This window comes from Kitasatospora sp. NPDC038210, assembly GCF_055600605.1.
The window spans coordinates 425,812-451,452 of sequence record NZ_JBVJYK010000002.1; the positions used below are offsets into that span (position 1 = coordinate 425,812).

At 72.5% G+C, this 25,641-nt stretch carries 26 protein-coding genes and 1 riboswitch; of the genes, 13 read left to right on the plus strand and 13 right to left on the minus strand.

Features of this window, described 5'->3' with window-relative positions; all coding sequences use genetic code 11:
* Positions 1-281: 281 nt before the first annotated feature.
* A complete protein-coding gene (locus ACZ7KX_RS05390; protein ID WP_470325397.1) occupies positions 282-1,274 on the minus strand; it encodes an aldo/keto reductase in 993 nt (330 codons plus the stop codon).
* Between the two features lie 555 nt (positions 1,275-1,829).
* Here ACZ7KX_RS05390 and ACZ7KX_RS05395 point away from each other — a divergent pair.
* From ACZ7KX_RS05395 to ACZ7KX_RS05420, 6 genes are all read left to right on the plus strand, one after another.
* Entirely contained in the window at positions 1,830-2,396 is a 567-nt protein-coding gene (locus ACZ7KX_RS05395; protein WP_470325398.1) for a TetR/AcrR family transcriptional regulator, read from the plus strand.
* A gap of 117 nt (positions 2,397-2,513) precedes the next feature.
* Positions 2,514-3,101 carry a DUF4865 family protein gene (locus ACZ7KX_RS05400; RefSeq protein ID WP_470325399.1) on the plus strand — a complete coding sequence of 196 codons (588 nt, stop codon included), beginning with the start codon at positions 2,514-2,516 and terminating at the stop codon, positions 3,099-3,101.
* 17 nt (positions 3,102-3,118) lie between these two features.
* Entirely contained in the window at positions 3,119-3,586 is a 468-nt protein-coding gene (locus ACZ7KX_RS05405; protein ID WP_470325400.1) for a carboxymuconolactone decarboxylase family protein, read from the plus strand.
* Positions 3,583-4,602: a phosphotriesterase family protein gene (locus ACZ7KX_RS05410; RefSeq protein ID WP_470325401.1), complete on the plus strand. Its 1,020-nt coding sequence runs from the start codon at positions 3,583-3,585 to the stop codon at positions 4,600-4,602. Before ACZ7KX_RS05405 ends, ACZ7KX_RS05410 begins: the two co-directional genes overlap by 4 nt.
* A 128-nt stretch (positions 4,603-4,730) precedes the next feature.
* Positions 4,731-5,405 carry a Pr6Pr family membrane protein gene (locus tag ACZ7KX_RS05415; RefSeq protein WP_470325402.1) on the plus strand — a complete coding sequence of 225 codons (675 nt, stop codon included), beginning with the start codon at positions 4,731-4,733 and terminating at the stop codon, positions 5,403-5,405.
* A gap of 24 nt (positions 5,406-5,429) precedes the next feature.
* Complete coding sequence (locus ACZ7KX_RS05420) at positions 5,430-5,699, plus strand: hypothetical protein (RefSeq protein WP_470325403.1); 270 nt, start codon at positions 5,430-5,432, stop codon at positions 5,697-5,699.
* 93 nt (positions 5,700-5,792) lie between these two features.
* Here the strand turns inward: ACZ7KX_RS05420 and ACZ7KX_RS05425 are convergent, their stop codons facing one another.
* Positions 5,793-6,557, minus strand: coding sequence for an SDR family NAD(P)-dependent oxidoreductase (locus ACZ7KX_RS05425; RefSeq protein WP_470325404.1), 765 nt, complete (start codon positions 6,555-6,557; stop codon positions 5,793-5,795).
* A gap of 137 nt (positions 6,558-6,694) precedes the next feature.
* On the opposite strand from ACZ7KX_RS05425, the gene ACZ7KX_RS05430 reads away from it, so the two are divergent.
* Both ACZ7KX_RS05430 and ACZ7KX_RS05435 read left to right on the plus strand, forming a co-directional pair.
* Positions 6,695-7,315 carry a TetR family transcriptional regulator gene (locus ACZ7KX_RS05430; RefSeq protein ID WP_470325405.1) on the plus strand — a complete coding sequence of 207 codons (621 nt, stop codon included), beginning with the start codon at positions 6,695-6,697 and terminating at the stop codon, positions 7,313-7,315.
* A gap of 275 nt (positions 7,316-7,590) precedes the next feature.
* Entirely contained in the window at positions 7,591-8,733 is a 1,143-nt protein-coding gene (locus tag ACZ7KX_RS05435) for an alpha/beta hydrolase (protein ID WP_470325406.1), read from the plus strand.
* Positions 8,734-8,800: 67 nt separating this feature from the next.
* Here the strand turns inward: ACZ7KX_RS05435 and ACZ7KX_RS05440 are convergent, their stop codons facing one another.
* On the minus strand, positions 8,801-9,130 hold the full coding sequence (locus tag ACZ7KX_RS05440; RefSeq protein WP_350526233.1) for a phenolic acid decarboxylase: 330 nt from the start codon (positions 9,128-9,130) through the stop codon (positions 8,801-8,803).
* A 230-nt stretch (positions 9,131-9,360) separates the two neighbouring features.
* Between ACZ7KX_RS05440 and ACZ7KX_RS05445 the strand changes: the two genes are divergently transcribed.
* A complete protein-coding gene (locus ACZ7KX_RS05445) occupies positions 9,361-10,665 on the plus strand; it encodes an esterase/lipase family protein (protein ID WP_470325407.1) in 1,305 nt (434 codons plus the stop codon).
* Positions 10,666-10,931: 266 nt separating this feature from the next.
* Positions 10,932-11,097, plus strand: a riboswitch (cyclic di-AMP (ydaO/yuaA leader).
* 1 nt (position 11,098) lies between these two features.
* The gene (locus ACZ7KX_RS05450) at positions 11,099-12,427 is read left to right on the plus strand and encodes a glycoside hydrolase family 16 protein (protein ID WP_470325408.1); all 1,329 of its coding nucleotides are present in this window, start codon (positions 11,099-11,101) and stop codon (positions 12,425-12,427) included.
* A 77-nt stretch (positions 12,428-12,504) separates the two neighbouring features.
* Here the strand turns inward: ACZ7KX_RS05450 and ACZ7KX_RS05455 are convergent, their stop codons facing one another.
* Together ACZ7KX_RS05455 and ACZ7KX_RS05460 are read right to left on the minus strand one after the other, a co-directional pair.
* Positions 12,505-13,215 carry a hypothetical protein gene (locus tag ACZ7KX_RS05455; RefSeq protein ID WP_470325409.1) on the minus strand — a complete coding sequence of 237 codons (711 nt, stop codon included), beginning with the start codon at positions 13,213-13,215 and terminating at the stop codon, positions 12,505-12,507.
* A gap of 316 nt (positions 13,216-13,531) precedes the next feature.
* Positions 13,532-14,329: an IclR family transcriptional regulator gene (locus ACZ7KX_RS05460; protein WP_350526237.1), complete on the minus strand. Its 798-nt coding sequence runs from the start codon at positions 14,327-14,329 to the stop codon at positions 13,532-13,534.
* A gap of 201 nt (positions 14,330-14,530) precedes the next feature.
* Here ACZ7KX_RS05460 and aceB point away from each other — a divergent pair, with 201 nt between their 5' ends.
* Complete coding sequence (gene aceB, locus ACZ7KX_RS05465) at positions 14,531-16,183, plus strand: malate synthase A (RefSeq protein WP_470325410.1); 1,653 nt, start codon at positions 14,531-14,533, stop codon at positions 16,181-16,183.
* Between the two features lie 143 nt (positions 16,184-16,326).
* The gene (locus ACZ7KX_RS05470) at positions 16,327-16,728 is read left to right on the plus strand and encodes an allophanate hydrolase-related protein (RefSeq protein WP_470325411.1); all 402 of its coding nucleotides are present in this window, start codon (positions 16,327-16,329) and stop codon (positions 16,726-16,728) included.
* Positions 16,729-16,880: 152 nt separating this feature from the next.
* Here ACZ7KX_RS05470 and ACZ7KX_RS05475 read toward each other — a convergent pair whose 3' ends face one another.
* On the minus strand, positions 16,881-17,900 hold the full coding sequence (locus ACZ7KX_RS05475; RefSeq protein WP_470325412.1) for a helix-turn-helix domain-containing protein: 1,020 nt from the start codon (positions 17,898-17,900) through the stop codon (positions 16,881-16,883).
* A 55-nt stretch (positions 17,901-17,955) separates the two neighbouring features.
* On the opposite strand from ACZ7KX_RS05475, the gene ACZ7KX_RS05480 reads away from it, so the two are divergent.
* Positions 17,956-19,212 carry an MFS transporter gene (locus ACZ7KX_RS05480; protein ID WP_470325413.1) on the plus strand — a complete coding sequence of 419 codons (1,257 nt, stop codon included), beginning with the start codon at positions 17,956-17,958 and terminating at the stop codon, positions 19,210-19,212.
* Positions 19,213-19,499: 287 nt separating this feature from the next.
* Here the strand turns inward: ACZ7KX_RS05480 and ACZ7KX_RS05485 are convergent, their stop codons facing one another.
* From ACZ7KX_RS05485 to ACZ7KX_RS05515, 7 genes are all read right to left on the minus strand, one after another.
* A complete protein-coding gene (locus ACZ7KX_RS05485; protein ID WP_350525491.1) occupies positions 19,500-20,885 on the minus strand; it encodes an 8-oxoguanine deaminase in 1,386 nt (461 codons plus the stop codon).
* A 78-nt stretch (positions 20,886-20,963) separates the two neighbouring features.
* On the minus strand, positions 20,964-22,427 hold the full coding sequence (locus ACZ7KX_RS05490) for a nucleobase:cation symporter-2 family protein (protein WP_470325414.1): 1,464 nt from the start codon (positions 22,425-22,427) through the stop codon (positions 20,964-20,966).
* A 285-nt stretch (positions 22,428-22,712) separates the two neighbouring features.
* The gene (gene pucL / locus ACZ7KX_RS05495) at positions 22,713-23,633 is read right to left on the minus strand and encodes a factor-independent urate hydroxylase (RefSeq protein ID WP_470325415.1); all 921 of its coding nucleotides are present in this window, start codon (positions 23,631-23,633) and stop codon (positions 22,713-22,715) included.
* Between the two features lie 32 nt (positions 23,634-23,665).
* Entirely contained in the window at positions 23,666-24,001 is a 336-nt protein-coding gene (gene uraH / locus ACZ7KX_RS05500) for a hydroxyisourate hydrolase (protein WP_188309321.1), read from the minus strand.
* Positions 24,002-24,167: 166 nt separating this feature from the next.
* Positions 24,168-24,671 carry a 2-oxo-4-hydroxy-4-carboxy-5-ureidoimidazoline decarboxylase gene (uraD, locus tag ACZ7KX_RS05505; protein WP_470325416.1) on the minus strand — a complete coding sequence of 168 codons (504 nt, stop codon included), beginning with the start codon at positions 24,669-24,671 and terminating at the stop codon, positions 24,168-24,170.
* Between the two features lie 225 nt (positions 24,672-24,896).
* Positions 24,897-25,277 carry a helix-turn-helix domain-containing protein gene (locus ACZ7KX_RS05510; protein WP_470325417.1) on the minus strand — a complete coding sequence of 127 codons (381 nt, stop codon included), beginning with the start codon at positions 25,275-25,277 and terminating at the stop codon, positions 24,897-24,899.
* Complete coding sequence (locus ACZ7KX_RS05515; RefSeq protein ID WP_396548013.1) at positions 25,274-25,519, minus strand: thiamine-binding protein; 246 nt, start codon at positions 25,517-25,519, stop codon at positions 25,274-25,276. Before ACZ7KX_RS05515 ends, ACZ7KX_RS05510 begins: the two co-directional genes overlap by 4 nt.
* Between the last annotated feature and the right edge of the window lie 122 nt (positions 25,520-25,641).

Consider the following 25,641-nt stretch of genomic DNA (forward strand, 5'->3'; position numbering starts at 1 on the left):
CGGTGGGTGCGCGGCCTGGCCGGCTTCCATGGCGCACTTGCGCTCGCCGGGCTCACCCTGAAGGATGCCGAACTCATCGGCGCCTCGGGCACGTCATCACGGACAGATGACAGAGAACAGAGAACAGATGACAGAGAACAGAGAACAGATGACAGATGACAGAGAACAGAGAACAGATGACAGCTGACAGATGTTGAAATCTGTCAGCTGTCATCTGTTGCCCGCTCGCCGTCAGCTGCCGCTCGCCGCCGCAGCGGCCGGCGACCGGACCTCCGGGCGGTTCACCGGCTCAGCCGGTCGATCTCCGCCAGCTCCTCCGCCGTCAGCGGCCCACCGGCGAGTGCGTCGAGGTTCTGGTCCAGCTGGGCCACGCTGCTGGCGCCGATGATCACCGACACCACCCGCGGGTCCCGCAGCACCCAGCACAGCGCCAGCTGTGCCAGCGACTGCCCGCGCCCCTCGGCGATCTTGTTCAGCGCCCGCAGCTGCTCCAGCTTCTGCCCGGTCAGCGCCTCCTCGGTCAGGAACTTCCCGACCGACATCCGCGAGCCCGCCGGCACGTCACCGGTGAGGTAGCGGTCCGTCAACAGCCCCTGGGCCAGCGGCGAGTAGGCGATCAGGCTGGTCTGGGTGTCGCCCACCGCGTCCAGCACGCCGCCCTCCTCGACGGACCGGTTGAGGATCGAGTACGCCGACTGGTTCATCAGCACCGGCGTCCCCAGCTCCCGCAGGATCGCGACCGCCTCCCGGTGCTGCTCCGCCGGGTAGTTGGAGATCGCCGCGTACAGCGCCTTCCCCGAGCGCACCGCGCTGTCCAGCGCCCCCATCGTCTCCTCGATCGGGGTGTCCGGATCGTAGCGGTGCGAGTAGAAGACGTCGACGTAGTCCAGCCCCATCCGCTCCAGGGACTGGTCGAGGCTGGCCAGCAGGTACTTGCGGCTGCCGCCGTTGCCGTACGGGCCGGGCCACATGTCCCAGCCTGCCTTGGTCGCGATGAACAGCTCGTCCCGGTACGGCCGGAAGTCCTGGGCGAACAGGTAGCCGAAGTTGCGCTCGGCGCTGCCGTACGGCGGGCCGTAGTTGTTCGCCAGGTCGAAGTGCGTGACGCCCCGGTCGAAGGCCCGGCGCAGCACGGCCCGCTGCACCTCCAGCGGCTGGGCGTCACCGAAGTTGTGCCAGAGCCCGAGCGAGACGGCGGGCAGCTGGACGCCGCTGCGCCCGGCCTTCCGGTAGGTCATCGAGGCATAGCGGTCATCCGCGGCGAGGTAGTTCATGCCGGACATCTTGCCAGCCGCCCCCGATCGATCAAGGCTTCGGCCCGATTCCGGCCGCTGCCCGTCCGGGCGGAGGACCGTCGGTGCGCACGCCAGTGGAGCGCGGCGCGAGCAACTGGAGCTGCCCGCGGGCGGGGTGGCTCCCGCGATCCGGCGCGAGCGCCCTCGGCTGACGCTCCGCCGTCCGCCCGCGCAGCGCGCCGTGCACCCCCTGCGGGGCGTGATGCCGACAACCGTGCGTGACGTGACGCGCGCCACCGGCCGGGCCGGAATGCCCCTCGGTGGTACGGGGGATGACGAACGGTCGAGGGGCCGTGGCCGCCGGGGGGCGGCGCACGGCCCTCAATCGTTCGGCGGCCGAAGGCGCTTCCGGGAATCGCCCCGGAAGTCGCCCGGGAAGCCCGCCCGAGGAGCCGCCGGGGCTCGTCGCGGAGGTTCGTCTCGGAAGTCGGGAGCCGGAAGCCGAAAGTCGGAAGCCTGTTGTTCGGAACGAGCCGGAAGCCAGATCCGGAAGAGGGCTGGCTGTTTGTACCTACTGGTATGTACAGTGCCTGCATGAGCACTCAGGACCGCCTCATCGAGAGCACCCAGGCCCTCCTCTGGGAGCGCGGCTACGTCGGCACCAGTCCGAAGGCCATCCAGCAGCGCTCCGGCATCGGCCAGGGCAGCATGTACCACCACTTCACCGGCAAGCCCGACCTCGCCGCCGTCGCCCTGCGCCGAAGCGCCGGGGAGATCCGGGGCATCGCCGAGGCCGACCTCGCCGCCCCCGGCAGCGCCTACGACCGGATCGCCTCGTACCTGCGCCGTGACCGCGACGTCCTGCGCGGATGCCGGATCGGCCGGATGGCCCAGGACCCGGACGTGATCGCCGACCCGCAGCTGCGCGCCCCCGTCGAGGAGACCTTCGACTGGCTGCGCGGCCGGATCGCCGATCTGGTGGCCGAAGGCCAGGCGGGCGGCGAGTTCGCCCCCGGGGTCGACCCGGCCGACACCGCCGCCGCCGTGGTCGCCGTCGTCCAGGGCGGCTACGTGCTGGCGCGCGCCGCCGACAGCGCCGAGCCCTTCGACCAGGCCGTCCGCGGCGCCCTCGGCCTGCTGGTGGCACACCGGACGGCCTGACGGCACGGGCCGAGCCCCATGAGCCGGCCGAGCCCCCATGAGCGGGCCGAACCGGACCGACCGAACGCACCCGGCCGACGGCCCGACGTCGCCCCACCGACCCCGAGGAGCCCCGCCGTGCACGCCATGCAGTACGAGATCACCCTCCCCGCCGACTACGACATGGGCATCATCCGCAAGCGCGTCGCCGACAAGGGCCACCTGCTCGACGCCCACCCGGGCCTCGGCCTCAAGGCGTACCTGGTCCGCGAGCGCGGCCGGGACGGTTCCGCGGTCAACCAGTACGCGCCGTTCTACCTCTGGCGCACCGCCGAGGGCATGAACGGCTTCCTCTGGGGCCCGGGCTTCCGTGGTCTGAGCGCCGACTTCGGCCGCCCGGTCGTCCACCACTGGCTCGGATCGGGGCTGGCGCGCGGCGGAGCGGGCGTCGCGGGGGAGGCCGACCCGACCACCGCCACCCGCGACACCGTACGGCTGCCGGAAGCCGTCGACCCGGCCGAGGCCGTCGAGCGGGCCCTCGCCGAACTCCCCGCGGACCCCGCCCTGCACACCGCCGCCGTCGCCGTGGACCCGAGCCGCTGGGAACTGCTCCGCCTCGCCCTGTGGCGCGGCCCGGCCCCGCAGGACGCGCCCGGCATCCGCTACCAGGTGCTGCACCTCTCCCGCCCCGAACTCGACCGGCTGCCGACCGGTCGCCACTGGTGAAAGGCCAGGACACCCCGATGACTTCCGCCCCGCTCACCAATGCCCCGCTCACCAATGCCCCGCTCACCCCCGCGCCACTCGACCGGGAAGCCGGCTACGCCCTGCTCGCCGAACTCGCCGGCCCGGGCGCCGCCGCCACCCTCCGGGGCCTGGACGCGCTCGCCCCGGGCTTCCCCGACTGGATCGTCACCAGCCTCTTCGGCGGCACCTACCAGCGTCTCGGACTCGCCCTGCGCGACCGGCAGATCGCCAACCTGGCCGCCCTCACCGCCCTCGGCGGCGTGGATCCCCAGCTCGCCGACCACGTCCGCTACGGCCTGCGGATCGGCATGACGAGGGAGGAGGTCACCGAGGTCATCCTCCACCTCGCCCCCTACGTCGGGCTCCCCAAGGCCCTGGCCGGCCTGCGCGTCGCGACCGCCACCTTCGCGGAAGCCGCCGCCGACCCGGCGCCCGCCCCCGAGACCCCCGAGGACGAAGCATGAGCCGCACCGTCCGTACCGTCCTCGGCGACCTCGATCCCGCCCGCCTCGGCATCACCGACTCGCACGACCACCTGTTCATCCGCAGCCCGCTGCTCCCCGGACAGGAACTGGACGATCCGGCTGCCGCCGAGGACGTCCTGCGCGCCTACGCGGCCGTCGGCGGCCGGGCCTTCGTGCAGTGGACCCCGTTCGGCATGGGCCGGGGCGCGGCCGCCCTCGCCGCCCTGTCCCGCAGGACCGGCGTCCACGTCGTCGCCGCCACGGGCGCGCACCAGGCGGTGCACTACCCGCCGGGCACCGACCCCGCCCCCGACGACCTCGCCGCACGGTTCGTCGCCGAGCTCACCACCGGACTGCCGGGCGCCGAGCCGTCCCCGGACACCGTCGGCGTGCCCGGTGCATCCGGCGTGCCCGCCATGCCCGGCGCATCCACGGCATCCACGGCATCCACGGCATCCACCGCATCCACCGCATCCCGCGCCGTCCGGGCCGGGCTGATCAAGGTCGCCGACGACGCCGGCCCCGCCACCCCGCACACCCGCGGGACGATGGCCGCAGCCGCCGAGGCCCACCACGCCACCGGCGCGCCGATCGCCGTCCACCTCGAACCCGACGGAGATCCGCACGAGGTCCTGTTCCGGCTCAGCAGCCGGAACGGAGTCCGGCCCGACCGGATCATCCTCGGGCACCTCACCCGCTTCCCCGACCGCGCCGTGTACCGCAGTCTCGCCGCCGAGGGCGTCCACCTCGCGCTGGACAGTCCCTCGCGTTCCGGCCACCCGGCCGACCTGCAGGCCTTCGACGTGATCGCCGACCTGGTCGAGGCGGGGCACGCCGGCCAGCTGCTGCTGGGCGCCGACACCACGACCCGTACCGCACGACAGGCAGGCGGCCCGACCCGTCTGCTCACCGACCTCGCCCCGCGCCTCGCCCGCACCTTCGGTCCCGAGCTGCCCGAGCTGCTCCTCACCGCCAACCCGGCGGCCGCCTTCGCCGCGGACTGGCGCACGCCGTGACCTCGGCAGACCCGGGCAGGAGGCGCGCCGCTCGCCCGCGCTCCTGTGGCCGACTCCTCCCGCCCGGGTTTGAATCCGAATAGCCCTCCAGCCGGATGAGGGGCGCCCCCAGAGAGGCGGTCCCGACGATGCCCGCACAACCGGCCCACTCGTGGCTCGCACCCGCCCGGCTCGCCGTGGCGGCCCTCGTCGCCGTCGCCCTCTGCTTCTCCGGCTACCGTGCGGCGACCGACTCCCCCGGGGTGGTGAACTTCTTCAGCTACTTCACCAACCTCAGCGCCCTCGCCGGCACCGCCGTCCTGGGATACGGCGGCTGGGCGGGCCTGACCGGACGCCGCCCGGTGCCGGACGAGGTGCGCGGGGCGGTCGTGCTCTACCTGGTGGTCGCCGGGCTGTTCTACGGCACGCACCTCGCGACGTATCCGGAGCAGCAGACGATCCCGTGGGTGAGCGACGTGGTGCACCGCGTGCTGCCGCTCGTCGTGCTCGCCGACTGGTTGGTCGACCCGCCCACCCGGCGCATCCGCCCGGTCGCGGCGCTCGGCTGGATGGCGTTCCCGCTGGTGTACCTGACCTATGCGCTGCTGCGCGGCTACGCGATCGACTGGTACCCGTACGTGTTCCTCGACCCCGGCCGGCACGGCGGCTACCGTCGGGTGTCCGGGGCCTGCGTCCTGACGGCGGCGGCCTTCGTCCTGCTCGGGGCCGCCGTCGCCGCGCTGGGCAACGCCCTGGCCGCACGCCGGGACGCCGGCGACGGAGCGATCCCCGGGGGCCGTCACGCCCGTGCCGGAACGGGCTGACGGACACCGGACGCGCTGCCTGCGGTGCTGACCATGGTGACGCTGCGAACCCTCACGACCGCCGACTGGCCGCTCTGGCGCGTCCTCCGTCTCGCCGTCCTTCCGGCCGACGCCCCCGCCCTCGCCCTGTACCGACGCCACGGCTTCATGCCCCTGACGCCGGCCGAGGCTTCTGCCGAAGCCGAAGCCGAAGCCGAAGCCGAAGCCGAAGCCCCTTCCGCAGCCGCAGCCGCAACCACTGCCGCTGCCGCAGCCGCAGCCGCTCAGATCGTCCTGGCCAAGCCCCTCCACTGAGCCGCGGCACGCCGCCCGAGACAGGGGGCCGAACACGAGCGGGGCCTGTGCCGTACGGGGGCCGGCACAGACCCCGCGGTTCGGGGGCGGCGGTCACATGTGGGTGCCGCCGTCGATGCGGAGCTCGGTGCCGGTGACGAAGGCGCCGTCGTCGGAGGCGAGCATGGCGATCACACCGGCCACCGTCTCCGGGCCCGCGAAGCCCTGGCCGAGGGCGGGGGAGAGCTTGGCGAGCAGGCTGAGGTCGGTGTCGGCGGGCAGGCCGGGGTTGTTGGTCATGCCGCTGTCGATGCTGCCCGGGGCGACGCAGACCGCGCGCAGGCCCTGCTTCGAGTACTCCGAGGCGATGGCGTGCGTGAAGGACTGGATGCCGCCCTTGGTCGCGGCGTACGCGGCCATGTAGGGGTGGGCGAAAGTCGCGGAGGTGGAGCTGAAGTTGACCACCACGCCCTTGCCGCCGGCGAGCAGCGCGGGCAGCGCCTCGCGGGTCATCAGGAAGGTGCCGGTCAGGTTCACCGCGAGGAGCTTGTTCCAGAAGTCCAGGGTCGTCTCGTGGGTGTGCGACGCGCGGAGGATGCCGGCCGCGTTGACCAGGACGTCCAGGCCGCCCAGCTCGGCGACCGCCGCGCCGACGCCCGCGACGACGGCTGCCTCGTCGGAGATGTCCAGGACCCGGAGGGTCAGGCGGTCCGCGGTGCCGTCGGCGGTCGCGCGGTCCAGGGACTTCTTCAGGCCGTCCTCGTTGACGTCGACGGCGACGACCTTCCCGCCCTCGGCGAGGATCCGGTGCACGGTCGCCTGGCCGATGCCCGAGCCGCCGCCGGTGATCAGGACGTTCCGTCCGCTGAAGCGCTCCATGGTGGTACTCCGTTCGTTCGTGGTCTCTCGACCTCAAGAGGCACGGTACGCCCAAGTGGCACGTCGTGCCAACAAGTCTCGAAGTGTCATGCGGGCATGATGCGCCACAGTGGCACTCGGCCGCGTAGGCTGACCCCGTGACCGGACGCCCGACCCTGAATCAGCGCCGCCGTGACGCCACCCGGCTGGAGATCGCCCGCACCGCCGCCGCACTGTTCGCCGACAAGGGGGCGGACGCCACCACCGCCGAGGAGATCGCCCTCGCCGCGGGCATCTCGCTGCGCACCTTCTATCGGTACTTCTCGGTCAAGGAGGACGCCGTCGCCCCGCTGCTCGCCGCGGGCGGACGGCAGTGGGTCGAGCAACTCGCCGAGAGTTCCGCCGACCTGCCGCTGCGTCAGGCGCTGGAGAGTGCAGCGGTCGCTTCGCTGACGCCGGCCGACGACGCGGGCGCCGAGATGATGCGGTGGACCCGCAGTCTGCTCCGCGACCCGCGTCTGGAAGGCGCCTGGCAGCGCGTCCACGCCGGCTCGGAGGCGCGCCTGCGGTCCGTCCTCGCCGAGCGCTGCCCGGAGGGCACCGACCCGCTGGAGATCCGGCTGGCCGCCGCCGCCGCGACCGCGGCGATCCGAGTGGCGCTGGAGCAGTGGGCCTCCTCCGACGCCCCCGCCACCGGCCCCGGGTCCCCGCACGACCTGGGCGCACGGTGCATGCGCGAGCTCACGGCGGGGCTGCGGCTCTGGGAGCGGGTGTCCTGAGCCCGTGCGGGCCTCGACGCGGGGCGGGCGGGGGGAGAGGTGCCAGAAGGGTTTCAGACAACAGATGACAGATGACAGATTTCGAAATCTGTCATCTGTTGTCTGTCATCTGAAACCTGAAGTCCGGCCGTTCCCCGCAACCTCCCAGCCGTCATCAGGCTTCTCCCAGCTGGCGCTAGGGTTGGTGATCGCGCCCCGGCGGGGGAACCGGGGTGACCTCCTCGGATGTCCCCAGCGGAGGGGACTGGAGTTCGAGGCGTGGGAGCAAGCAGGACATGGGTCTGACGAGCCACAAGATGTTGGCGCTGACCGTATTGATAGCCGTCGTGGCGATGGGGGGCACGGTCTGGCTGTGGCCGAGGCTGGCCAGGAAGACCTGGCAGGCGGTGATCGGCCGGATCGGCGCACTGCTCGTCACCCAGCTCGCGGTGCTCTCGGCCCTGGGCCTGGTGGCGAACAACTACTTCGCCTTCTACAGCAGTTGGGACGACCTGCTCGGCACCGGCGACACCGGCCCGGTGGTGATCCACAACAAGGCGGACGCCTCCGGGCGCCTCCTGGTGGAGACGATCGGCCACGCCTCGGTCAAGGGCGGTGGCGCGATGGGCCGTGAGCCCGGCCAGTCGGGCGAGATCCGCAAGGTCCGGATCGACGGCGCGGTCAGCCGGCTGTCGACCGAGGGCTACGTCTACCTGCCCCCGCAGTACTTCCAGCCGGAGTACGCGCACAAGCAGTTCCCGGCCGTCATCGTCAGCACCGGATTCCCAGGAATCGCCGAGAACCTGATCACTCGGTTCAACTACCCGGGCGCGGCGCTCAAGCTGCTGCAGGAGGGCCGGATGCAGCCGACCGTCATGGTCCTGATGCGCCCCTCGCCCGCGCTGCCGCAGGACACCGAGTGCGAGGACGTCCCGAACGGCCCGCAGTCCGACACGTACTTCACCAAGGACGTGCCTGCGGCGATCCAGGCCAGCTTCCGGGTCTCCTCGGACCCGCAGGCCTGGGCCTTCATGGGCAACTCGACCGGCGGCTACTGCGCGCTCAAGTTGGCCATGCGCCACCCGGACGTCTTCCCGACGGCAGTCGCCCTCTCGGCCTACTACGACGCCGCCGACGACCCGACCACCGGTGACCTCTTCGGCGGCAGCAAGCAGCGCCGCGACGAGGCCAACCTGATGTGGCGGCTGAAGAACCTGCCCCAGCCGAACGTGTCCCTGCTGCTGGCCGGGACCAAGAAGGGCGACGGCGACTACCGGCGGGAGACCGAGGCCTTCGTCGACGCCGCGCGGAGCCCGATGAACGTCTCGTACAGCATGTTGGAGAACGGCGGCCACAACTTCGAGACCTGGAGCGCACTGCTGCCGTCCTCGCTGGAGTGGCTGTCCCAGCACCTCAGGGTCCCGAACCCGACCGCCTGAGGACCGTCCGAACGACCGAACCCCCAGGGCCTGAACGCAGGCCCCGGGGGTTCGGTCGTCCCGCGGTTCAGGCCACGCGCTCCAGCGTCCCGGTGTGCAGCTGCCCGACCCGTCCGCCCTCGCCCTCGAAGGTCCAGAACGCCCGGACCGTCAGCTCGTTGAGGTCCATCACGTGGCTGACGGTGATCCCGCTCTGCTCCGTCCAGCTGACGAAGTAGATCTCCGGCGCGACCTCCGCGACGTGCAGACGCACGTCCTCCCACTGGCCCGCGGACTCGCCGAGGCCCTCCCAGCGCAGCCGCGTGCCGTCGGCCGAGTAGGTGTTGCGGAAGGCCGCGCCGTTGTCGGCCCGGAAGACGTAGGTACGGCCGGCGAAGGCGGGCAGGGACGCGGTCATGGTGGGGCGGCTCCTCGTTTCCGGTGTGGTGGTGTTGTGCACTGCGTAAGATGTCGGACCTCCAATTTATCCGACCGGGTGCACACGGTCATCGCTTTGCCACGGTACGGATCGCCACCGCGCTGCCCACCGGGTGTGCGACCGGCACATGGGCACCCGTCGCGCACCGGTCCTACCGTCCGGCCATGAGACGCACCCCCACGACCGGTACCAGCGCGAGACACGCCCGCGTGAGACGCACCCCCACCACGCTCACCGCCGTCCTACTGGCCCTCGCCGCCCTCCTCCTCGGCACCTCCACCCCCGCACCCGCCCGAGCGGAGACCGCACCCGCCCGAGCGGAGACCGCCCCCGCCCGAGCGGGGACCGCCACCGCGGCCCTCACCCTGGAAGCCGCCTTCCCCGCCCCCGGCAACGGCTGGGCCGAGGTCGAGCGCTACCTCGACACCACCCCCGGCTTCCGCACCGAGCAGTTCCCGTCCGACGGCCGCGGCGACCAGGACGGAGCCCGCCGGACGTACTTCGGTACCGCTGAGCCCTCCTCCGGCCGCTTCCTGCTCTACTCCGCCACCGGCTGGGACACCGGCAGCCGGGCCACGCCCGTCCTGTTGGTCCACGGCGCCAACGACAACGCCGACCGCGCCTGGGCGAACCCGGGGGAGAGCGGCACCTGCGGCGCCGCGACGTGCCCGTCCACCGGCCTCGCCCAGTACCTCGCCGGCACCGGCCACCGGGTCTTCGCCATCGGCTTCGCCCACAAACACGGTGACAACCTGCTCCAGGCGCAGGCCGTCGGCGACGCGATCGCGCTGATCCGGGCCCGCCTCGGGGCCCCGCAGGTCGACGTGGTCGCCTGGAGCAAGGGCGAGGTCGCCGCCAGGGCGTACGTGTCCTCGGTGCGGCCGTCCTGGGGGCGGGCGTACGCGGGCGACGTGCGCCGTCTGGTCACCCTCGGCGGGCCGAACGGCGGGCTCGACTACGTCTACGCCCACGGCTGGTCGTTCGACCTGGCGACGTGGCCGGCCTGCGGCGGCACCGCCAACGCGCCGTCCCCGCACCTGTACATGACCTGCTACGGCACGTACACCGCGCAACCCTGCCTCGGCGTGCTGCCGGCCGGCGGGTACGACTGCTACCCGGGCCAGCGCCAGCTGCTCGCCCGCTGGGACGGCAGGTACGGAGTGGACGGCAGCGCCCAGGACTGGTGGACCACCTACTACGGCGGCCAGGGGTTCTACACCTCCGGACAGGGCATCCAGGCGGCGATCGACGCGGGCTCCCTGATCGCCCCGCTCCAGCAGGCCGGGATCCCGGCCGCGGTGCGCACCTACCTGCTGGCCGGCGGGTCGGCGCACATCCCGGGCGTGCTCAACGAGAACCGCGGGCCCAGCGACGGCATCGTGTTCACGGCGAGCGCCCTGGACACCACCGGCATCGCGACGGTCGGCGGCACCCGGTTGCTGAGCGGCCTCGACCACCTGGAGCTCGGGTGGGCGCCGGAGGCCGAGAGCCAGGTGGACGCCTGGCTCGGCTGAACGCCCGACCGGAACGGGCAACCGGAGCGCGCAACCGGAACGCCCGGCCGGACACCCGCAGAGCCACCCCGCCGGGCATCGTTCCAGGCCACGTGAACTGATCAACTCCGCCGCCACACAGCGTCGTTGATCGACACCACTGTGAGCTGCGCGACAACCCGTCCGCCGGAGTTGTCCGTTCACGTACGGCCTGCCTAGCCTGCAACGGTCGTCCGCCCCTGGCGGACCCCGCCGCCGGGACGCCGAGTCCCGTCCACCCGTCGGCGGGTCACCGAGCACCAAAGCGGACGGGAGCGGGGAAACCAAGGTCGGCGCCCGACCCGTGCGCTCGCGCGTACGGGTCGAGGCTAGGGGTGAAGCCGCTCCACAGGCGGCCGGGCAACTGCAGCCCGAACCCGACAGCTAACCTCGCAGGCGTCGCAGAGGTCACCTCATGCCCAAGCCTGCTGCCCGGCGCCGTGCACCGCGTCACGCCCGCCCCTCCCACCGCGGCCGCAACGCGGCCTTCGCCGCCACCGGGGCGCTCGCCATCAGCGGCGCCGGCCTGCTCGGCATGCCGTCCGTCACCGGTGCCCAGGCGGCCACCGCGCCGACCGTCACCCAGGACCGGCTCGCCCCCGCCACCATGGTCGCGGGCAAGGCCGCCACCGCCTCGCTCGGCCTGCACTCCTCGGCCTGCTTCACCGCCAAGACCGTGGGCGTGGGCGTGCGCGACGCGCGCGGCACCAACCTCGACTTCCCCGGCAACGCCTCCAACGTGCAGATCTGCCCGAGCGGCGTGAACTTCACCAGCGGCACGCGCACCCTGCCGGCCGGGACGTACACCCAGTTCGGCTTCTGGCAGGACCTCGGCGGCGTCTGGCACAACCTGCCCTCGCAGCAGCTGGTGGTCTCGGCCACCGCCACCCCGGCCCCGGCCCCGGCCCCGACGGCCACCCCGGCCCCGGCCCCGGCCCCGACGGCCACCCCGGCGCCGACCCCGAGCGCCACGCCGACCCCGAGCGCCACCGCGACCCCCGCGCCGACCCCGAGCGCCACGGCGAGCCCGACCACCCCCGCGCCGTCCTCCCCGGTCGCCGGCAAGTCGCTGACCTGGTCCGACGAGTTCAACAGCGCCATTTCCTGGGGCCAGCGCTGGGTCGGCGACAAGAGCACCGCCTACAAGTACGGGAACCACAACCCGGACGACAACAAGCTGGACTGGCTGAACAAGAACAACGTCAGCGTCGCGAACGGGGTCGCCACCTTCACCGCCACCTCCGGCGGCCCGGTCCTGGAGAACGGCAAGCAGTCCTGGAACACCGGCTTCCTGACCACCGAGGGCTCCGGCGAGGGCTTCCAGGTCAAGACCGGCGACTACGCCGAGACCCGGGTCAAGCTGCCCGCCGGCACCGGCGCCTGGCCCGCCCTGTGGACCTGGAAGAACGGCAACGGCGAGGTCGACTCCTTCGAGTACCACCCCGACAACCCGAACCTGCTGGAGCTGACCAACCACGTCAACCCCGGCAACGCGAAGTACTACACCGACGCGAGCGCCGTCGCGAAGGACCAGTGGGTGACCATCGGCACCTACTACGGCGCCAACTCGGTGGACTGGTACGTCAACGGCGCGAAGGTCTTCTCGGACGGCAAGGGCGTCGGCGCCAACTGGTCGGCGTACCTGATCCTCAACCTCTCGGTGTGCGCGGGCCAGTACCACCCCGCGCCGCAGGGGACCGCTCCGATCACCATGGCCGCCGACTACGTCCGCGTCTACCGGTAGTCGGGTAGGACGTCCCACCGGTCACCGGAAGCCGGCAGCCGCTCACCGGCGGCCGGTGACCGGTGGGACGACGCGGTTCAGGAGCCGTCGGCCGGCTTGACGACCGTGATGTCGAACGGCTGCCGGTGGTTGCTCTCGTCCTGGTCGTCCGCGCTGCGCACCGCGACCCAGCCGCCGCTCAGGGTGCCCACGGGCAGGTCGGGGTCCAGCCGGACCGGGACGAGGGCGGTCGCGCTGCGCCCCTCCTTCAGGCCCGGGCCGAAGACGCAGCGCACCCGGTGGCCGCCCTGGAACACCTCGCAGTCCTCGGGGAAGAACGGGCCCTCCGGGGTCACCCCCGGCGGCAGGGTGACCACGACCGTGAACGGGGAGGCGGTGGTCTCCGGGCCCCGGTTGGCGACGAAGGCGTGGATCGTCGTGGTGCCGTCGGGCGCTGCCGCCTCCGGGTCGAGCCGGACGACCTGCAGGCGGGAGTGGGACGGCTGGGCGACCAGGGCCGGCAGCGTCGACGCCCCGGGGCCGGCGGACCCGCCGGGTGCGACCGGCACGACGGGCACGACCGGCACGACCGGCGCGTTCGGCGCGTTCGGCGTGACGACATCCACCGCCGGGCGTGGCTCAGGCCGACGCAGCGCCCAGGACGGGCCGGTGATCAGCACCGTCGCCGCGCAGCTCGCCGTCACGACCGCGACCAGCCCGACCCGGCCGAAGCCCCCGACCCCGCCGAACCCCCCGGCCCTCGCGCCGCGCCGCGGGTCCGCGCCACCCCGAACATCCCGGTGTCTCATCCCGGTCACCCTGCTCTCGTGCTCCGGCGGCCGGCACCGTCGCGGGCCGCGTCGGCACCAGGGTGGCCGAGCCGCTGCCGTGACCTGGCGCGACCCGACCCGCCCCGCCCGCCGTGCGCTCGAACGGAGGACGCCCGGCCGTCGCCCTGCCCTGCGGGGCGGCGGTCGTCCTGCCCGCTCCGCAACGGTCGCCCCGTCCTGCGAGACGACCCAGCCCCGCCCGCCGCGCCGGTCCTTCCCCGCCCGCCGCACCGGTCCTTCCCCGCCCGCCGAGATCGTCCCGACTCGCCTGACCCCCAGGCGGGTTGACGGAGGGTCAGGGTGCCAGGACTTGCCCGAGCCGGGTGGCGATCTGGTGCATCACCGGAACCAGCGAGGCGGCGCCGGCCTGCTCCTCCAGCGCCCGGATGCGTGCCTCCGGCCCGGAGACCGAGAGGGCGGTGGGCGTCGGGGCGCCCGGGACGGCGAGCGCGATGCAGCGGACGCCGATCTCCTGCTCCTGGTCGTCGACGACGTAGCCGCGCTCGCGCGCCTCGGCGAGCTGGCGCATCAGCTCCTGCGGGTCGGTGACCGTGTACTCCGTGTGCGCCGGCAGCGGGTTGGGGCCGAGTACGGCGCGCGCCTCCTCCTCGGGGAGCTGGGCGAGCAGCGCCTTGCCGACGCCGGTGCAGTGCGGCTGCACCCGCCGTCCGACCTCGGTGAACATCCGCATCGAGCGCCGCGACTGCACCTGTCCGACGTACACCACCTCGCCGCCCTCCAGTACCGCCAGGTTCGCGGTCTCGCCGGTGGCCTCCATGAGTTCGGCCAGGTAGGGGCGGGCCCAGCTGCCGAGCAGGCGGCCGGCGGTCTCGCCGAGGCGGATCAGCCGGGGGCCGAGGGTGTAGCGGCGGGCGGTGTCCTGGCGGACATAGCCCTGCTGCACGAGGGTACGAACCAGGCGGTGGATGGTCGGCATCGGGAGGCCGGAACTGGTGGAGAGCTCGCTGAGCGTGGCCACGCCGCCCGAGTCGGCCAGCGCCTCCAGGAGTTGGAAGGCGCGTTCGACGGACTGCACGCCGCCGCTCGCGCGGTCGGCGCCCGTCGTCGATGCTGTGTCGGGGGTCGCAACCACCGGCGTTCCCTTCGCTGTCGGGGAGGAGTAGAGTCCCGGCGACCTCTTCAACAAACCGTTGAAATTCTGTATCGCGGAAACTAGTCTCCACCTTACAGAATCGATCTCGCCGACAGGCGGGAATCGATCGAGGAAGTACCCGAGGAAGTTCCCACCGGAGCTCCCTTCGCCAGGCTCAACCGTCTTAGGAGTGTCCTGCTCATGGCTGCAGATCAGGGGCCCGTCGGCACCTCCCCCGCCGCTCCGGTCGTCACTGTCGCCGGTCCGCGCGTCCATCGGGCGGAGGAGGTGCTCACTCCGGAGGCCGTGGCCTTCGTCGTCGGCCTCCACCGCACCTTCGAGGGCCGCCGGCAGGAACTCCTGGCCAGGCGCAAGACCCGACGCGCCGAGATCGCGGCGGCCGGCACGCTGGACTTCCTCCCCGGGACCGCCGACATCCGGGCCGCGGACTGGAAGGTCGCCGAGGCGCCGCGCGCGCTCCAGGACCGCCGGGTCGAGATCACCGGCCCGACCGACCGCAAGATGGTCATCAACGCCCTCAACTCCGGGGCCCGGGTCTGGCTCGCCGACTTCGAGGACGCCACCTCCCCGACCTGGGAGAACGTGGTCAGCGGCCAGATCAACCTGATCGACGCCTACGAGGGCCGGATCGACTTCACCACCCCGGCCGGCAAGGCCTACACCCTCAAGCCCGCCGCCGAGCTCGCCACCGTCGTGGTCCGCCCGCGCGGCTGGCACCTGGACGAGAACCACCTGCTGGTGGACGGCACCCCGGTCGCCGGCGCCTTCCTCGACTTCGGCCTGTACTTCTTCCACAACGCCGCCCGGCTGCTCGCCAAGGGCGCCGACGACCCCAACTCCGGGCCGTACTTCTACCTGCCGAAGACCGAGAGCCACCTGGAGGCCCGGCTCTGGAACGACGTGTTCACCCACGCCCAGGCCGAACTCGGCATCCCGCACGGCACCATCCGCGCCACCGTCCTGATCGAGACCATCACCGCCGCCTTCGAGATGGACGAGATCCTCTACGAGCTGCGCGAGCACGCCGCCGGCCTCAACGCCGGCCGCTGGGACTACCTGTTCTCGATCGTCAAGAACTTCCGCGACGCCGGTGAGCACTACATCCTGCCGGACCGCAACAGCGTCACCATGGCCTCGCCGTTCATGGCCGCCTACACCCGCCTGCTGGTGCAGACCTGCCACCGGCGCGGCGCCCACGCGATCGGCGGCATGGCCGCGTTCATCCCCAGCCGCAAGGACCCCGAGGTCAACGCGGCCGCACTGGAGAAGGTCAAGGCCGACAAGGACCGCGAGGCCGGCAACGGCTTCGACGGGTCCTGGGTCGCCCACCCCGACCTGGTGCCCGTCGCCCGCGCCTCCTTCGACGCGGTCCTCGGCGAGCGGCCCGACCAGAAGGACGACCCCGGCCCGTCCGAGCCGGTCACCGCCGCCCAGCTGCTCGACATCGCCGGCGCCGGTGGCACCTGCACCCACGCGGGGCTGCACAACGCCGTCCAGGTCGGCATCCGCTACATCGAGGCCTGGCTGCGCGGGCTGGGCGCGGTCGCCATCTTCAACATGATGGAGGACGCCGCCACCGCCGAGATCTCCCGCTCGCAGATCTGGCAGTGGATCCACAACGGGGTCGTGCTGTCCGACACCGGCGAGAAGGCCACCGCCGAGCTGGTCCGCGCGCTCGTCGCCACGGAGCTCGCCGAACTCCTCGCCGAGCTGGGCGAGGACGCCTACAGCGCCGGCCGCTGGCGCGAGGCCGCCAAGCTCTTCGAACAGGTCGCCCTGGCCGAGGAGTTCGCGGACTTCCTGACCCTCCCCGCGCTGCCCCTGCTGGGCTGAGACCAACGTAGTCCGCCGCCGCCGGCGCCGACGCCTGCCAGGCTGTAGCACTCCGGCGGCCCGTTACTCCGTTCCGTACGGCGACGAATCCACCTGTCCTCTCGTCGCCGTACGGAACGGCCTTTCCCACGAGGAGTCCACCCATGCCGCGCATCTTCTTCAACGGCCAGGCGATGGTCGGCGGCCCGTTCCACGCCAAGGTCGCCGACGCGCTGATCGGGCCCGTACGGACCGCACCCGGCTACCGCTTCTTCTCCATCGACCACAGCGGCGGCACGGACGTCTGCCCGGGGCTGCTGCCCGACCCGAACGTCGACACCGCCATCGAGGGTGAGCTGTACGACGTCAGCCTGGAGCGGCTGCGGGACGTCATCCTGCCCGGCGAGCCGCGCGAACTGGAGCTGGGCGTCATCACGTTGGCGGACGGCTCCGCCTGCTTCTCCATGCTGCTCGCCCGGGGGGAGGTCGAGCGCGGGGTGCACCGCGAGATCACCCATCACGGCGGCTGGCGCGCCTACCTGGCGACGATCGGGCGCTCGGCCTGACGGCGGCGGGGGGCGGAGACGGAGCAGTCGGCGGCCGACAGCCTTCAGCCGACGACCGACGACCGACGACCGACGACCGACGGATGACGACCGACGAATGACAGCTGACAGATGATGAAAGTTGTCAGCTGAACCCTGTTCGCCGGCCCCTGTCACCCGTCCCCGCCAGCCACCAGCGCGTTGCCCAGCCGGCTGCGCCGGTACAGGACGCGGTGGCCGTGCCGGGTGCGGTCCAGCAGGCCCGCCGCGGCGAGCGCGCCCAGGTGGCGGCTGACCGCACCCGGGGTGACCCCGAGCCGCTGCGCCAGCTCCGTCGTGCTCGCCGGGGTCTCCAGCATCACCAGCAGCCGCGCCCGCGGCGCCCCGATGAGCCGCACCAGCGCCGCGCCCGCCCGCGCCGACGGCAGCTGCGCACCCAGCCCCTCCGCCATCGTCGCCTTGCCGCGGGCCGGGTAGCAGACCAGTGGCGGCCCCGCCTGGGTGACGTCGGTCTGCGCGCCGAGCCCGAACAGCGTGGGGATCAGCACCAGCCCCCGCCCCGCGACGTCCACGGTGGTGCCCACCGCCTTCACGGCCGGGTGCGGGTCGACGAGTCGCAGCACCCCGGCGTGCCAGGTCAGCCGGGCGTCGAGGTCCGCGAACAGCCCCTCCGCCCCGCGCTCCGAGAGCATCCGCCCCCGGTAGGCGATGTCCGCCTCCAGCACCGACCGGGCGCGCGGCCACCAGGCGGGGGCGAGGCAGTGCGTCCAGTAGTCGTCCAGCGCCTCGGCCAGCCGGACGGCCAGGGCCGCCGGGTCGTCGATCAGCGAGGTCAGCACCGGCGGCAGCGGGCTCGGATTCCCGCCGCCCCGGTACGCCTCCAGCACGTCGGCCCGCACCACCTCCGCGGGCGTGGCCGCCAGCCGCTCCACCTCCGTCGCGAAGTCCGGGCGGGGGCCGAGCGGACGTGGCGTGAGGAAGTCGGGCACGAAGCCGACCGGCGCGATCATCGACTCCAACAGTGCGGTGTCCAGCGTCTGGTAGCGCTCCTGCCAGCCCGCGATCCACGGCTGCTGCTCCGGGTAGCGGCCCGGCCAGAGGCGTGCGCGCATGCTCAACACCGCCTCCTGCAGGGCGGAGTAGCCGAACCAGGTGGCGGCGAGGTCGTCGACGCCCAAGCGGAACTCGAACATTGACCGCAACGGTAAAAGAGTTCCGCGGCTTCGGGAACCCCGGTCTCCTTCTGCCATGACTACGACCGCCGCGCGTCCGGCCAGTTCCGGACGCCTCCTCCGTCATGACCCGCTGGTGCGCCGACTCGCCCTGATGAGCCTGGTGACCAACATCGGCAACGGTTTGTTCGTGACGGTCAGCGTGCTGTTCCTGACCCGTTCCGTCGGCCTGACCCCGGGCCGGACGGCGCTCGGGCTCGCCGCGGCCGGCGTCTGCGGGGTGTTCGCCGGGGTGCCCGCGGGGCGGCTCGCCGACCGGGTCGGCAGCAAGCGGCTGCTGCTCGTGGTCGGGCCGCTGGAGGCCGTCGCCGTCCTCGGCTACGCCTTCGTGCACTCCTTCGCCGCCTTCGTCGCGCTCGCCTGCGTGGCGACGCTGCTGGAGCGCGGCGCGGCGGCGGTGCGCAGCGCGCTGATCGCCCGGGTGCTCCCGGCGGAGCGGCAGGTCCACTCGCGGGCGCTGCTGCGGTCGGTGATGAACGCCGGTCTGGTGGTCGGTTCGGGCGGCGCGGCCCTGGCCCTGCAGGCGGACAGCTACGCGGGGTACGTGACCGTGATGGTCCTGGACGCGGTCAGCTTCCTCGGTGCCGCGGTGCTCCTGGCGGGGCTGCCCGTCGCCGACGTGACGGACGGTCGGGACGCCGGCGCCGGCGCTCCGGTGCGGACCCGGGGCGCAGCCCTGCGCGACCGCCGCTACCTGCTCGTGGCCGCGCTGCACGCCGTCCTGGAGCTGCAGCTCGCGCTGCTCAGCGTGGGGATACCGCTCTGGACCGTCCTCGCGACGGATGCGCCCGCGGCCGTCGTGGCCGCCGTCAACGTGGTCAACTGCCTGCTGGTGGTGGTGTTCCAGGTGCGGGCGAGCCGGGGCGTCGTGGACGTCCCGTCGGCGGCGCGGGCCTGTCTGCGGGGTGCGCTGCTGCTGGCGGGCGGCTGCCTGCTGTACGCGGCGGCGCAGCTCGGCCCGGCGGCGGTGGCCACGGCGGCGATCCTGCTCGGCGCCCTGGTCCACAGCCTCGGCGAGCTGCTCACCTCGGCCGGCGGCTGGACGCTGAGCCTGGACCTGGCCGATCCGCGGTCCCACGGCGAGTACCAGGGCGTCTTCATGAGCGGCCAGGCGGCGGCGCACGTGCTCGGTCCGGTGGTGGTCGGCCTGACGGTGGTGGACCACGGTGCGGTCGGCTGGGCGGTCCTGGCGGCTGTGTTCGCCCTCGCGGGTGCCGCGCTCCCGGCCGTCACCCGGACACGGACCCGGAGCCGGGCCGGGGCCGGAGCTTGAGCCGGACCCGGACCCGAAGTCGGAGCGAGGAGCGAGGAGCGGGGAGCGAGGAGCGGCGAGCGGGGAGCGGGGAGCGGCCGACCGTAGTCCAGTGACCCCGGGAGCGCTCCGGAGCCCTCCTGAGACCGTCCGGCCGGTTCCCCACGGGGGTGGGAGCCGGCCGGGCCGGGCGCGCCGCGGCCCCGGACCCTCGCCGTGGGTCCGGGGCCGCGGTCCGCGCACCCGCGGCGGGGTGCGCGGAGTCCGGGTGCGCACCGTCCCTGGGCGCCCCGGAGTCCGAGGGTGCGTCAGACCGGCCGGGCCGCGAGCTCCCTGGCGGCACGGGCGCAGTCGCGGGCGATGCGGTCCTCGTTGACGGTGGTCAGCTGTCCCTTCTCGACCACCGCGTTGCCGTTGACGAACAGCACCGACAGGGGCGGCAGCGCGCCGAAGGTGAGGGCGGCGACCGGGTCGGCGATGGAGGAGTGCATGACCCCGTCGATCTTCCAGAGCGCCAGGTCGGCGAGCTTGCCGACCTCGATCGAGCCGATCTCGTCCTGCCGGCCGAGCACCCGGGCGCCGCCCATGGTGCCGAGGCGCAGCGCCTGCCGCCCGGTGAGGGCCTTGGGGGAGCCGTGCAGCCGGTTGATGAGCAGCGCGTTGCGCAGTTCGGTGCCGAGTTCGCCGGACTCGTTGGAGGCGGTGCCGTCCACGCCGAGGCCGACCGGGACGCCGGCCCGGAGCATGTCGGGTACGCGGGCGATGCCGGCGGCGAGGCGGGCGTTGGAGGACGGGCAGTGGGCGACGCCGGTGCCGGTCTCGGCGAACTTGGCGATGTCGGAGTCGTTCATGTGGACGCAGTGCGCCATCCAGACGTCCTCGCCGAGCCAGCCGACCGACTCGAAGTAGTCGGTCGGGCCCATGCCGAACAGCTCCTTGCAGAACTGCTCCTCCTCGGCGGTCTCCGAGCCGTGGGTGTGCAGCCGGACGCCCTTGCGGCGGGCGAGTTCGGCGGACTGGCGGAGCAGGTCGGTGGAGACCGAGAAGGGCGAGCAGGGCGCGATGGCGACGTGCAGCATCGAGCCGAAGGAGGAGTCGTGGTACCGGTCGACGGCGGCCTCGGAGGCGGCCAGGATGTCGTCCAGCTCCTCGACGGCGTGGTCCGGCGGCAGGCCGCCGTCCTTCTTGCTGCGGTCCATCGAGCCGCGCAGCGCGGTGAAGCGCAGGCCGAGCTCCTGGACGGCCTCGATCGAGGCGCCGAGGATGTCGCCGCCGTCCCTGGGGAACACGTAGTGGTGGTCAGAGGCGGTGGTGCAGCCGGACTTGAGCAGGGCGGCGGCGGAGCCCTGGCTGGCGGCGTGGACGAGCTTGTCGTCGATCCGGGCCCAGGTCGGGTAGAGGGCGACCAGCCAGTCGAACAGGATGTCGTCCTGGGCGAGGCCGCGGGTGATCCACTGGTAGAAGTGGTGGTGGGTGTTGACCAGGCCGGGTGTGACCAGGTGGCCCTCGCCGTTGATCCGGCGCACCACGTTGTCCAGCCACGCGGGGGCGGGGCCGGAGCCGACCGCCTCGATCGTGTTGCCGAGGATGACCACGTGCCCGCGGGCGTACTCGGTGTCGTTCGCGTCCACGGTGGCGATCGCGACGTTCTCGATCACGATCCGCTGGTCGGCGGGTGGGGGCTGGACTGCCATGGTGTCACTCCTAGGGGGGAGGGCCGGGAGGGGTGCGCGTCGGGCGTGTGCGGGTGGCACGCGCCCCTCCCGGGCCGGTCAGGACGGTGTCGCCGTCGGCACCGTCGCGCCGGAGGCCTGGCCGGATCTGGACCGGCGGGTGGTTCCGACGTGGTGGAAGAGCAGGTTGAGCAGGACGGCCATCACGCAGCCGGCCGAGATCCCCGAGTGCATCAGGGTCCGGACGGCCTCCGGGAAGGAGTCGTAGAACGTCGGCACCGCGATCGGGATGATGCCGACGCCGAGGGAGACCGACACCAGGATGGTGTGGGAGCTGGACTCCATGCCCGCCTCCGCGAGGGTGCGGATGCCGCTCGCCGCGACCGTGCCGAAGAGCACGATCCCGGCGCCGCCGAGGACGGGCTGCGGCACCAGGGAGACGACCGAGCCCAGCACGGGGAACAGCCCCAGCAGGACGAGGATGCCGCCTCCGGCCGCGACCACGAAGCGGCTGCGGATCTTCGTCAGCGCCACCAGCCCGATGTTCTGGGCGAAGGCGCTGGCGGCGAAGCCGTTGAAGACGGGGCTGAGCGCGGTGGCCAGGCCGTCGGCCCGCAGGCCGGCGGCGAGGGTGGGCTCGTCGGCCTCGCGGTCGACGATCTTGCCGAGCGCGAGCATGTCGGCGGTGGACTCGGTCATCGAGACCACCATGACGATGCAGAGCGAGGCGATCGCGGCAGCGTCGAACATCGGCGCGCCGAAGTGGAACGGGGAGGGGAGCGCGAAGACCTTCGCGTCCCGGACCGCGCCGAAGTCGGCCAGTCCCAGCGGGAGGGCGATCAGGGTGCCGAACGCCAGGCCGATGAGCAGGGACAGCTGCTGCCAGAAGCCGCGCAGCAGCCGGTTGCAGAGCACCACCGCGACGAGGGTGGTCGCGGCGAGGCCGATGGCCCGCATGGAGCCGTACCCGGGGGCGCTCGGCGAGCCGCCGCGCGCCCAGTTGACCGCCACCGGGAGCAGGGACACCCCGATGAGGGTGATCACGGTGCCCTGGACGACCGGGGGGAAGAACCGGATGAGCTTGCAGAAGTACGGCGCCGCGAGGAAGCACAGGACCCCCGCGACGATCACCGCTCCGAAGATCACCGGGAGGGCGTCCTTCGGTCCGTGCTCCTTCGCTATGGCGATCATGGGCGCGACCCCCGCGAAGGAGACGCCGTTCACGAACGGCAGCCGCGCGCCGATCTTCCAGACGCCGAGCGTCTGGAGGAGGGTGGCCAGTCCGGCGGTGAACAGGCTGGCCGAGATGAGCAGGGCGAGTTCGGCGGGGGAGAGCCCGACGCCGGCGCCGACGATGAGCGGGGGTGCGACGACTCCCGCGTACATCGCGGCGACGTGCTGGAGGCCGGTGGAGACCAGCTTCACCGGGGGCAGCAACTCGTCCACGGGGTGGGGCCCGTGGCCGGAGGGATCACCGGCGAGGTGTGCCGGTGAGTCCTCCGGGCCGTGGGTTCTTGCAGGGGTGGAACCGCCGTCTGTACTGCTGGTGTTGCTGGGTGCCATGTCGAGCCCCTCTTGTGCCCGTGGCTCCCGGCGCGCCCGCGGCGCTGGAGACCCCCCGAGGACGGGACGGCGGAGCAAGGATTCCTCGGGGTGCTTCTCCAGTGCCCCGGGCCGGCCGCCGCGAGGCAGACACGAACTCCGGTGGGTGGGGGTGGAGAAACTGGTGGTGCGGGTGGAGAAACGGGTGGTGCGGGTGGTGCGCGCGGACCTGCCCGCCCGGGCTCGACCGGCCTGCGAGGGCCGGAGGGTGCGGCGATTCCGGGCGGTGTCCACGGGTGGAGGAGGTCAGACGACCGGGATGACCGGGACGACGCCCTCGCGGTGCACGGTGCCCTCGATCAGGCCGTACATGCGGTCCGCGGCGTAGTAGACCTCGTTCTCGTTCTTGAGGCCGAAGGGCTCCAGGTCGACGAGGAAGTGGTGCTTGTTGGGCAGTTCGAGGCGTACCTCGTCCACCTCGGCGCGGTTGTTGAGGACCCGGGTGCCCATCGCGTGCAGGGTCTGCTGCAGCGAGTAGGAGTAGGTCTCGGCGAACGCCTCCAGCATGTGCCGCTTCACGTGGGCGTAGGAGCGGTTCCAGTTGGGCTGGGCCTCGCCCTCCCTGCCGCTGTAGCCGTACTTCCAGCGGGCGGTGACCTGGGTGGCGAGGATGCGGTCGTACGCCTCCTGCAGGGTGGTGTACTTGTCCTTGATGTAGCCCCAGAACTCCGAGTTGGTGGAGTTCATCACCACGAGGTCCTTGAGGCCGGAGATGACCCGGACGGTCTCGCCGTCGTAGGAGATCTCGGTGGTGCGGACCTCCTGGCCGCTGCGGACGAAGGAGTGGCCGACCTCCTCCGAGCCGATGAAGCGGGCCGAGCTGTCCGGCGTCTTGATCCGGTCCCAGGAGTACTCCTCGATCCGGATCCGGGCGCCGTGGACGACGCCGCGCTCGGTGTCGTCGACGAAGTGGCGTGCCAGGACGATGCCGAAGGCCTCGGCCGACTCGATGCCGTACTCCTTGGCGAAGGCGTAGACGGTGTTCTTGGTGGTGTCGGTGGGGAGGCAGTTGGCGTTGGACCCGGTGAGGTGGACGTCCTCGAACTCACCCTGGAGGGAGACCGAGACGTTCAGGTCCTTGATCTCGTGCCGGGTGGAGTCGCGGGAGATCCGGACGATGCGGTTCTCCGCCTTGCCGTACTGGTTCTGACCGAGCACGTGGGCCATGACGTGGCTCCTAGAGCTTCCAGGTCGGTCTACTAGCTTCCGCGGTAGACCGAGTATCCGAACGGGTTGAGCAGCAGCGGCACGTGGTAGTGGTGCTGTTCGGGCGCGACCGTGAAGACGATCGAGACCTCGGGGAAGAACGGCGGCTCCGCGGACTTGAGCGCGTAGTAGGCGCCGGTGTCGAAGAGCAGCCGGACGACCGAGCCCGCCTCCACGGCCGGGAGGTCCTTGACCCGGCCGTCGGAGTCCGTGGCGGAGGTGCCGAGCACCTGCCAGCCACCCTCGGTGTGCAGTGCGAGCTCGACCGGGACACCCTCGGCCGGGCGGCCGAGGCTGGTGTCGAGCACGTGGGTGGAGATGCCAGTCATGGGTGAAGTGACCTTACTGATGGCAGAGGTGATGGCGCGTCAGTTTCCTTGTGACATGCCGGCCTGTCCGGGTGCGGGAGTGACACGGGCTGACGGACGATCAGGAGCTGTCGGGCCGGTGTCGATCGGGCGGTGTCGATCGGGGGTGCCGATGAGGCGGTGTCGATCAGGCGGTGTCGATCAGACGGTTGAGCCGGATGTCGTTGATCTTGCGCAGCTCCCCGCGGACGATCTCCGCCTCGGTGGCGGCGTCGTTGGGGTGGCGCTCGCGCAGGGCGGCGAGCATGCCGGTCGCGGTGCGGCCGGTGGCGCAGATCAGGAACACGTGGCCGAACTTCGCCTCGTAGGCGGCGTTGGCCTCGCGCAGTTCGTCGAGGACCGCTTGGTCCACGCCCTGGATCCCGGCCTGTTCGCGCTCGGAGGTGGCGTCGCCCGGCTTGGGCGTGCCGATCCGGGCGTGGCCGGCCATCGCGTCGCGCAGGTCCTCGGCCGTCAGCGACGCCATGGCCGCCGCGTTGGCGGCGAGCAGGGCCCCGCGGTCGGACCAGGGCTGGGCCTCCGCCACGGCGGCGGCCCAGCGGGGGCTGGAGCATACCTCCAGCAGGATCGCTTCCAGCTCGGCGGCGTCGGCCGCGGCCAGGGCGTCAAGGGCGTGGGGGTGGTTGGTCACGGGTGGACCTCCTGAAGAGTGGTGCCACCCGGAAAAGCTAGATCGACCCCACCCGGCCGTCAACACTTTGTTGAACGGTTGGTGGTTACGTTTTGAACCGGCCAGCCGTGCCGGGCCCTTTCGTGTGCGATTCGCCAAGTGTGCCCCGTCGCGGGCCGGTCCAGACTGGCCGCACCGACGGGGTCACCCGTTCGGAAGCCCCCGCGAGGGGCTTCGGGGAGCTCGTCAGGAGGACTTCGAGCCGTCCTGGCGGTTCAGGTAGTTGTACACCGTGAAGCGGCTGACGCCCAGGGCCGAGGCGACCGTCTCGACGCCGTGGCGGACGGTGAAGGCGCCGCGCTCCTCCAGCAGGGCGACGACCCGCTGCTTCTCCAGCCGGTCCAGCTCGGCCAGCGGGCGGCCGTCGAACTGGCGGGTCATTTCGGCCAGCAGCCGGTCCAGCGCGCTGCTGAGATGGGGCAGCCGGACGGCCAGTGCCGGCGTGCCCTCCCACTCCAGGACGACGTCCTCGGGCTTCGCCTCGTCCAGTGGGACGGGCGACGCGCCGACCGCGTCCAGCAGCGGCTTTATCGCCGCGGCGAGCGGGTGTTCGACGTGCTCGGTCACGGCGTACCGCCCTCCTCGTCCAGGACGCTGACCTGGACCGAGATGCGGGTCGCGCCCGCGTCCAGGGTCTCCCGGAGCAGCTTGGTCACCGCGGCGAGGACCTGGTCGGCCTCGCCCTCGGCGCCGGTCCCGAAGGGGCCGACCGACACGGCCAGGCCGGCGTCGTCGACCGCCTTGCGGGCCGCCGCGGCGTGCTCCGGGAACGTGTCCAGTTCGAACGGTTCTGTCGTGAACTCCACCATCAATCGCACGGGATCACTGTATCGAGCGGGGGTGCGGGCGGGCAGGGGCTGGGTGATCGAACAGCCGGGTCCGGGGTGGCGGAGTGCGCTCCGAGCGTCTTCAACAAATTGTTGCGACGCCC